Origin of the sequence: Haladaptatus sp., from assembly GCF_049589095.1 — an archaeon.
GTDB lineage: Archaea > Halobacteriota > Halobacteria > Halobacteriales > Haladaptataceae > Haladaptatus.
The window spans coordinates 1-2960 of sequence record NZ_JBAWAC010000527.1 but is presented as its reverse complement, the minus strand read 5'-3'; the positions used below and the strand labels follow the sequence as shown (position 1 = coordinate 2960).

Sequence of the window (2960 nt, the reverse complement as noted above, 5' to 3'; positions counted from 1 at the left end):
GTGGATGACCGGCGCGTCGTCCACGACCGCCGAACTGCCGTCCGGGCGCGTTTCGAGGTGCCACTCGTACTCTCCATTCGGATTCGGGTCGTGCGGCGCGAGTTCGACCGCCGCTCCGACCGTCGTGAATCGAGGGGGATCAGCAGTGTGCATGTGTTTCACGCCACAGGGGAGTTATAACTATCTTGCGTTCCGATCAGAATCTGTGAAGGATTATTTCACCAAGCCTTTTACCACCCCGACTCGTGGTGCTACCTGATGACGCTCCGCGACGCACTTTCCGATTTCAAACGCCACCGCGGGAACGCGACCCGCTTCCCCGGTGAGCGCCGGACGACGGCGGGCCGGTTCTCCGGTTTCGACGCTCGACTCGTCCACGTCGGCCCGCACGGGTCGCTCCGCGACTACTCCTACCCGCTCTCCGGCCGCTACGGACTCGACCGCTCACGATTCGGGGTTCGGAGGGACGGAAACGCCGACATCGTGTGGTTCGACGCCGTCGATTCGACGCAACGATATCACGAGGGGAGCGCCCTCGTCGTCACCGAGCACGGAACCACGGACTGGTCCATCACGCAGTACGATCTAACGTTCGGTGATTTCCACTTCACCCACTTCGCGGTTGACGATGCCGACGAAAACGATGCGCCCGACGAACTCGTCGCCTACTTCGGGTTCGCGCCGGACGGCCGGGACGACAGAATCGGGCAACTCCGCCACGGCGACGTGATAGAGGTGTACCACACCGAGGAACACGATTATCTCGGGATGTCCGTCGAACCGACCGAAATAGATGGGCTGGTTTCGGCGGATTTCGCCGCGCTACTCTCCGAGCAACCCAACGCGGTACCCGGTATCGCCGACACCGGCCGCTACGAGGAGAGTCGCCTCAGCGGTGAACTCGTCGTCTCCCTCCCGTTCGATGGTGGGACGACGTTCGTTTCCCTGCTCGCCGACCACCGTGAACTCCCCCGCGAGGACGCCCTCCGTCGGGTTCGGGAACTCGCTTCGGAGTACGATTCACCCGCCCGAATTCGGTCCCTCGCCACCGACGAGACGTCCCGGAACCCCCTCGATGCGACGCTCGACGCGCCGACGACGGACGCTATCACCGACGACCTCCGGGTGCTCTCGTTTTTGTCGGCGGAGACGGGGGCGCGAATCGCCGGGCCGGATTTCGACCCGTTCTACCAGTACTCGGGGGGGTACGGCTACACGTGGTTCCGCGACGATGCGGAAATCTCCCGCTTTTTACTCACGGCTGACGACCACTTTGACCTCTCGCTGGCCGACTGGCACGAGAAAAGCGCTCGGTTGTATTGTGAAACCCAACGCCCGGACGGCACGTGGCCCCACCGCGTCTGGCCCCGTGATGGGACCATCGCACCGGGATGGGCGAACGCCCGCGTCGAGGCCGGTGACGGCGCGGACTATCAAGCGGACCAGACGGGAAGCGTGATCGCCTTCCTCGCCACCTATCTGCGAACGTCCGACCTCGATGCGGAACTCGAAACCGAAATCGAAGGAACCCTTCGTGCCGCGCTCGACGGATTGGACGACACCCTCGAAGCGGATGGCCTGCCGATCCACTGCCAGAACGCGTGGGAGAACATGACCGGGCGCTTCGCACACACCGCCGCGACGTACCTCGAAGCCTACGCGGAACTCGCGCGCGCGCCCGTCTCGGACGACGTTCAGGACCGAGCGCTGGAGGGAACGAAATCGGTGCTCGCCGGACTCGACCGCCTCTGGACGGGCGAGTTCTACGCGCTTCGACTCATCGAAGATGACCGCGACGAGCGCCGCGATTCGAGCGCGCTCGCGCTCGCGGCCGCATACCGCGCGGCCGCATCGGTCGTCGACCTCGACTCCGAGCAGGTGGACCGACTCGTCTCCCACACCGAAGCCGTCCTCGACGGTCTCTGGCGTGATCCCGAGGAAAGCGAAATTCGCGGCCTCGCGCGGTTCGACGGTGACGATTGGCGCGTGCGCGAGCAGACGTCCCCGAAGATTTGGACGGTTTCGACGGCGTGGGGAGCCAACGCCGCGAGCGAACTCGCGGACCTGCTCTCCGAGCGTGACGACCGCCGCGCCGACGAGTTCGCCCGCCGCTCGCGCGACCTCCTTTCGTTGCTCTTGCCCGGCGGTTCGCTCTGTGCCGAAACCGGCTACCTCCCGGAACAGTACTTCGACGTGGGCGAGGCCGACAGCGCGACGCCGCTCGGGTGGCCCCACGCGATTCGACTGGCGACGGTCGCGGCGCTGGACGAACGGGGTGCGTTGGAATCGGAAGAAGTGAAACCGTCGTTGGACTGAAATCGGTGTTCGGAGGGAGAGTTTTCGTGTTCGAAGGCCCTCCAGAATTCCTTTCACAAGAGCGGTATTCGGTTTTCGCTGCCGACAGCAGCGTCACACTCGTTACGACAGGTACACTTCGTAAACTTTGATTGCGGTCGCAACTGCCAACGCGGCGACGACCCCAGCGACCAGCGATTTCGTCAAAAGTGCCGCGACCATCACGACGACGAACGTCATCGTGAGCGGGAATCCGGCCACGGGGTGGTCATCCGGAATCTCATACGTTTTATATATCACCACACCTGCGCCGATACCGACGACGACGACCGGCCAGTTCAGATAGAGGTCGTTCGTGTACCAGAAATACACCGCCACCATCGCCATCACGAGAAACGCAGCAGCGTCTTCCCATCCATCAGTCCGTAGGGAATTCACATCCACAGTAATTTGTAGAATAAATATCGGAGCATAATACTCTTCTCCTTACGCGAATCTGCCGTGGGGGACCCAGTTGGATGATCGACTATCTCGATGATTTTACCTGAATTGCAGGCGGGTAAGGCCCCTTCCTCAACGACCGGAGGGAGTAGGGAGGGGATACGCCCGCCGTCTTCGTTGTTCTTAGACGTGCAATAGCTTGATGTACTATCGACACAAAGCGG

The 2960-nt window shown here is 62.7% G+C and carries 2 protein-coding genes; one reads left to right on the top strand and one right to left on the bottom strand.

The window, feature by feature from the left end:
* The first annotated feature begins 258 nt into the window (after positions 1 to 258).
* Positions 259 to 2316: a glucan 1,4-alpha-glucosidase gene (locus WBV42_RS16490; RefSeq protein ID WP_423986991.1), complete on the top strand. Its 2058-nt coding sequence runs from the start codon at positions 259 to 261 to the stop codon at positions 2314 to 2316.
* 102 nt (positions 2317 to 2418) lie between these two features.
* Here the strand turns inward: WBV42_RS16490 and WBV42_RS16485 are convergent, their stop codons facing one another.
* Complete coding sequence (locus WBV42_RS16485) at positions 2419 to 2733, bottom strand: hypothetical protein (protein WP_423986990.1); 315 nt, start codon at positions 2731 to 2733, stop codon at positions 2419 to 2421.
* Positions 2734 to 2960: the final 227 nt, after the last annotated feature.

Bases quoted from the DNA above. Each gene is read 5' to 3' on its own strand.
- WBV42_RS16490 (WP_423986991.1), top strand. From the start codon at position 259: ATGACGCTCCGCGACGCACTTTCCGATTTCAAACGCCACCGCGGGAAC.